This window comes from Psychrobacter celer (assembly GCF_016107555.1).
Taxonomy (GTDB): domain Bacteria; phylum Pseudomonadota; class Gammaproteobacteria; order Pseudomonadales; family Moraxellaceae; genus Psychrobacter; species Psychrobacter celer.
This window is the reverse complement of sequence record NZ_JABASU010000043.1, coordinates 1-5,806: the sequence shown is the minus strand read 5'-3', so window position 1 is coordinate 5,806 and position 5,806 is coordinate 1. Positions and strand designations below refer to the sequence as shown.

Annotated in this window: 8 protein-coding genes; 4 read left to right on the top strand and 4 right to left on the bottom strand. The window is 36.7% G+C overall.

The window, feature by feature from the left end; translation table 11 throughout:
* The coding region (locus JFC05_RS12510) for a tetratricopeptide repeat protein (RefSeq protein WP_198337121.1) at positions 1–323 on the bottom strand (323 nt) is incomplete at its 3' end.
* A gap of 496 nt (positions 324–819) precedes the next feature.
* Here JFC05_RS12510 and JFC05_RS12505 point away from each other — a divergent pair.
* The 4 genes from JFC05_RS12505 to JFC05_RS12490 all read left to right on the top strand — a co-directional run bounded on the left by JFC05_RS12505 (position 820) and on the right by JFC05_RS12490 (position 3,471).
* Positions 820–1,200, top strand: coding sequence for a hypothetical protein (locus JFC05_RS12505; RefSeq protein WP_198337120.1), 381 nt, complete (start codon positions 820–822; stop codon positions 1,198–1,200).
* 661 nt (positions 1,201–1,861) lie between these two features.
* On the top strand, positions 1,862–2,818 hold the full coding sequence (gene repM / locus JFC05_RS12500) for a replication initiation protein RepM (RefSeq protein ID WP_244658206.1): 957 nt from the start codon (positions 1,862–1,864) through the stop codon (positions 2,816–2,818).
* 49 nt (positions 2,819–2,867) lie between these two features.
* Positions 2,868–3,122 (top strand): hypothetical protein, encoded by a 255-nt coding sequence (locus tag JFC05_RS12495; protein WP_198337119.1) that lies wholly within the window; start codon positions 2,868–2,870, stop codon positions 3,120–3,122.
* A 55-nt stretch (positions 3,123–3,177) separates the two neighbouring features.
* Positions 3,178–3,471, top strand: coding sequence for a replication initiation protein (locus JFC05_RS12490; RefSeq protein WP_198337118.1), 294 nt, complete (start codon positions 3,178–3,180; stop codon positions 3,469–3,471).
* A 14-nt stretch (positions 3,472–3,485) separates the two neighbouring features.
* Here JFC05_RS12490 and JFC05_RS12485 read toward each other — a convergent pair whose 3' ends face one another.
* The 3 genes from JFC05_RS12485 to JFC05_RS12475 all read right to left on the bottom strand — a co-directional run.
* Complete coding sequence (locus tag JFC05_RS12485) at positions 3,486–4,373, bottom strand: type II restriction endonuclease (protein WP_198337117.1); 888 nt, start codon at positions 4,371–4,373, stop codon at positions 3,486–3,488.
* A 3-nt stretch (positions 4,374–4,376) separates the two neighbouring features.
* Complete coding sequence (locus JFC05_RS12480) at positions 4,377–5,276, bottom strand: DNA adenine methylase (RefSeq protein WP_198337116.1); 900 nt, start codon at positions 5,274–5,276, stop codon at positions 4,377–4,379.
* An 89-nt stretch (positions 5,277–5,365) separates the two neighbouring features.
* Positions 5,366–5,806, bottom strand: a 441-nt coding sequence (locus tag JFC05_RS12475; RefSeq protein ID WP_198337115.1) for a tetratricopeptide repeat protein, incomplete at its 5' end; no start/stop codon positions are given.

Below are 5,806 nucleotides of genomic sequence, written 5' to 3'. Positions count from 1 at the left end.
AGCCCTAGATTATTTTGAGCATCAGCATGACCTTGCTCAGCTGCTTTAGTAAACCATTCAAATGCCACATAATCATTGTGTGAAACACCTAAGCCTGCTCTGTACATAAGCCCTAGATTATTTTGAGCATCAGCATGACCTTGCTCAGCTGCTTTAGTAAACCAGTCAACTGCCTTTTCATAGCCACGTGTAATTAACGTGTATCCTTTACCATCTCCTTTTTCTATACCATTATAATGTGTCAAACCCATATTAAACTGAGCTTGCATATCGCCTTGTTCAGCCAATATTAGCGTTTCTTCTATAGTTACATTCTTATTCATAAACCATTTTTCCTAAGTCATAATTCTTAATAATGTATTTATGTAAACTTACAGCAATTGCTTTAGGATTGAAACTAACCTCAAAAGACAGGCGTCAAGTAATGTCGTACAGCAAATTATTACTTATACCAAAATATATAATTTTGTCGGCGTAAGCCTATCCTGCGATAGAAAAAATGGGGTCATTTTGTCGGTAATCGCCTATCCTGCACTCAAAAAATATTGCTTAACCCCTGCACCTTCACCCCTTTTTTCCCCTGATTTTTTGCCTTTAACTTGTTTTTACTTGTTTTTGCTTGGTTATAGTTGGTTTTGGTTGTATTTGGTTGTTTTAGTAGCAAGCCTTAGTTGTTTTTGCTTGTTTTTGCTTGTTTTTGCTTGTTTTTGCTTGTTTTTGCTTGTTTTTGCTTGTTTTTGCTTGGTTTTGCTTGGTTTTGGTTGTATTTGGTTGTATTTGGTTGTATGGTCTTATCTAAACTAATTTAAGGGGTAACGTATGGCTAAATCCAAGCTAACTAAACAAGCAATACGTTTTTTGGTTGATACATACGATGATGAAACTACTAATCATACTTTTCACCAAGTAAGAAAAATGATTGAAGACAAATTTAAGATAACCGTCACCTATGAAGCAATCCGAAAAAGTTATCACGCTAACAAAAACCTTTTGCGTGCTGAAGAAGTGGGAAAGACAAAAGAAAAACCTGAAGCTGGTGTAACTTCTGTTGAGAAAGACAAGCCCAAAAGCTTAATGAGTGAATTAAGAGCTATTAGGGAAGCAAATAATCGTAAGGAGTATAGAAGCATCTCTGAAGATATGGATGATGAAGAGGTGCTTGCGTTATTTTCTAGTCCAAAGCCTGACCAAGACGAATAACCAAAATACAGCTCATTTTGATATACAAGAAGTGAAAAGATAAATTCTGACTTACTCACCAATCTCCAAGTGAGGTGCTTGTGATTGCTTTATCCGTAGGTCAGACCTCGCTGTTATGTCCTTGCCCCAATTGGTTGCCCTTGCTGCTACTAACTGGCGGTAGTTCTCGTCCTCGCTCATTTGTATGGCGTTCAACGCTGATCTGTCTATCCAACCTTGCACTAAGTCGTTTTGTTCTGTCTTATCGCTCATAGTATCTCTCTTTATTATTAATTTTCGCTTATGTTAGTACATCTGATGATGTGACCCAGTTCTTCTAAAAATAGTTGGAATAATGCTAATGTTAAGTTTATAAGTTATCAATAGCCTTTTTAGCTCTTTTCTTCTGTTTGTTTTTTTAGTTATCAACAACCAAAAAGGCTTTTAATGCTTTTAATGCTTTTAATGCTTTTAAGCCCTCCACAGCCCTTTCATACCAACGTGTTCAGTGCTCTTATGAGTACGTTTCCCTGCTCTTATGAGTACGTTTCCCTGCTCTTATGAGTACGTTTCCCTGCTCTTATGAGTACGTTTCCCTGCTAAATAAGTACAAATAAAAACTTGTACTTATAAGTACTTTTATATATATTGTACTTATAAAATATATATAAGGATATATCAAGTGATTTCATCAAAATCAGATTTAGTAGTTAAATCTAATCGTTTGAACATGGCAATACAAAATCTATCTTTATCAGAAGTTAGAATATTACAACTAGCTATCGTTGATGCAAGAGAAACTGGTAATGGATTAAGTCTTGATAAGCCTTTAAATATATCAGCGTTAAGATATGCCAAAGCATTTGGTGTAGCGCGTCAGACTGCCCATGAAGCTATTCTCAGTGCTGAGAAGAACTTATTTGACCGCAGGTTTTCATTTCTTGATACTGATGACAAACTTGTTAAATCACGTTGGGTTCAACGAGTGAAATATCTTGATGAAGAAGCTTCAATTGAAGTCATTTTGACTTACGATGTGGTCAATGAGATCACACGTATTGATGGTTATGAAAACTTTTTTACTCAATATCTACTTGAACAAACGGCAAAAATGCACAGCACGTATTCAGTACGTTTGTATGAGCTACTGGTTCAATGGAAGTCAGCTAAAAAAACACCGTTATTACAGCTTGATTGTTTTAGACAACAGTTAGGTGTGGGTGTGGATGAATATAAGTTAATGAGTAACTTTAAAAAGCGAGTATTAGACCTTGCTGTTAAAGAAATCAATGAAACATCAGACCTTACAGTTAGTTATAAGCAAGAAAAACGTGGTAAACGCATTATTGGCTTTAAATTTAAAGTCTTGTCTAAAAACAAACCTAAAGATATTAATAAAAAAGAGGGTGCTAGAGATACAGACACAGCAGATATGTTCACGATTGAAGGGCTGAACGATAAGCAGTTAGGACGTATCGTTCGAAACCCTGCTTTCATTACTGACTACAATCATTTAGTAACACCAACTAGCCCAGCTGGACAAACAGCGCAGGGGTGGGAGTTTGAGATGATCAACCGTCTTAAAAAAGACGCTTCACAGTTTAAGAAGCGTCCAATTAGAGATTATCTTGAGTATTAGATAACTGAAACGAACCTAATCTATAAATATTTTTTAAAGGCTTATAACTATGATAAAAATAGAGAATTTGACAATCAATATTAGCAAATTATCAGTAGAAGAAGATGATAATGAGTTGCTGGACTCCCAAATACCATCAGTAGTACGAGACGAGCTGGTTAGTACGTTACGTATTATTAGTGAAGACTCAAGGTTTGCTGGTCAAACAGTCATTATTCCTGACGAGTGTGAGAAGTATGGCTTTGCGGAAGGAGAATTTGATCTACCTGTACTATTAGAATTTTTAGCAGATATGCTGGAATAGTAAGGTTTTTCTTTGTTTTACAAGCAATCGAATTATAAATTAGGAGTTTTATTCTATGGCGGTAACAGATCTACCAGTAAAAGAGAGTGCGTTAATTAGTGCTAGTTACAGCCTTAACCTATCTGAAAATAGGTTACTGCTACTTGCTCTAATAACAGCTAAAGAGCTGCTTCATACGACTGATTTAGAGCACTTATTAGGCAAGCGCATTGAGCTATCGGCAGAAGGATACGCAAATATGTTCGATGTACCTAAAAAGTCTGCATACCGCCTAATGCAAGATGCTTGTAGAAGCCTTTTTAAACGTCAGTTTAGCTACACCGAAAAAGTTAATAACGAAAATATTTAATATTAGCGTTTTTTCTAGAGTACTATTTTTTCTAAATATCCATTTTGCAGCATATCAATATTTAGTAAATAATTCCCATAATCGAAATAGTCCCTAAGCGCCTTGATAGATGAGAGCCAGCCTTTACCATCAGTAACCCATATAAACTCTATACCTTGAGCTTTCCACAACTCACTCATTTTTGTGTATTCTGAGGCAGTAGATTTAAGTTTTGAACCATTACTATTATAAAAATTACATTCTATGAAATAGAGTGTGCCTGTACTTTTCTTATAAATAACAAAATCAATGTTTTTGCCTGCCTTACCTATTTTTACGTCCACGCCCCATGCTGCTTTAATGCTTTTTACGCTTCCTTGAGGTAAATACTCTAGGTCATTTTCATGACAGAAAAGTGCAACAAAGGATTCTACTAGCTGCTCCATTTGTGTACCGCCACGATTTTTCCGTCCGTTTGAATCAAGCCCTACCTCAACCCCTGTACAATAATCAGGTAGGTTTCTTATATTTCTATCTTGCATCATCTTGCCAAGGCCAGACTGCATCACAAAATCAACTAAACTATTTAAGTCATCATCTGTAAACTCTCTATGTTTGAAATCAAAGTTCCTATGTATATAGTTAGTTTTATCTATAAGTATATCGATGGATTTTTCACGTATAGCAAGCAATGCAGGAATAGCTTTGACCGTTTTTGGGTACTCTTTAAATATACCTAACAACACCCCTTCAATATCTTCTTTACCTACAGCAGCATTCAGAATATGCAGTTCTTTTTCTATAGGCTCTATCTTAGTTAACACTTTCGCCCAGTTAACAAAATAATCGTATTGAAGGATACCTCTCTGGCTTAGAGTTTCAACGAGCTTGGTAAAGTGTTCCGCTTTGTATAATTCATTCATTTTCTAATAGTTCCTAATCAGTAGTTCGTTAATTTGACCACGCTTAGCGCCTTTCGAATTAATGCTACGGCTAGCTCTAACGCGTTCTATCTTATAATTTTCATACAAATCATCGAAAAATGTATTGTTAGCATCAAGGTTCGTTGTGTCTGAATTACTAAGTAACCATTGATGCCCTTGCTCATCTAGTAAATCGCAAACTTCCTTTAGTTTTACTTGATCGTTATCATCAAAGCTCCCCTTAGCGTAAGAGGTAAAGCTTGATGACTCATTCAATGGCTTGTAGGGTGGGTCAAAATAAAAGAACGTGGGCAAATCCGCTTGGTTGGCGTCCTTAGCTAACTTCAAAACATCTTCAAAGCTAATATTGCATATCTCTACGTCAGCTAGCAGACGCGAAGCGTTGAGAATAACGTCTTCAAACACAAAGTTCGGCTTTTTATAACTCCCAATTGGCACGTTGAATCTGTTATTTTTATTCACACGGTATAGACCGTTAAAGCCAGCCCTATTTAAAAAAATGAATAGCCCTGCGTGTTCGATAGAGCTGCAATCTCTGTTGTTAAAGCTCTCTCGCTTATCGTAGTAATACGGCTTCTTTGCTTCTTTGTCTTCCAGCTTATCGTACTCACTCTGAATAACCTTTAGATAACTTAGTAGCTCGGTAGGGTTTGATTTAATCACTCTATAAAGGTTTATGAGGTCGCTATTAATGTCATTTAAGATGACTTTGGTAGGCGGATGAGGGCTATCTAAAAGGTGTAATGCAACTGCACCACTACCACTGAAAGGCTCAATATACTGATATGGCGTGCCGTTACATACATAATCAGGCAGTCGCTGCATTATTTCAGGCATTAACTGGCTCTTACCGCCCGCCCATTTTAAGAATGGTTTAGCCATTATTACTATCTTCTTGTCGATTAGTTTATTTGGAAAGGGATTGTATCAAACTCACCAAGCTCTAATTACGCAGTATCACTATAGTTGTCTTAACTATCAAACATATTCTTTAAGTTGATTTGTGCTGCATCGCTACCACTAGCAACTGCTTTGATAAACCAGTCAACTGCCTTATCGTGGTCTATTCCATGTAACTCAAAAAGTACCTTTGCTACGTCCGAGTAATCAAAGCTTTCAGGGGTATCAAGCCCAAACTCTCTAAATAGTTCTTCATAATCCTGAGGTGATAGGGTTGTCCCCTCTATGTCATGGTCATGTAATACTATATGCACAATCTGAGGAGTCCCTTTACCATCACGATAAAGTAGCCCTAGATTATTTTGAGCATCAGCATGACCTTGCTCAGCTGCTTTAGTAAACCATTCAAATGCCACATAATCATTGTGTGAAACACCTAAGCCTGCTCTGTACATAAGCCCTAGATTATTTTGAGCATCAGCATGACCTTGCTCAGCTGCTTTAGTAAACCA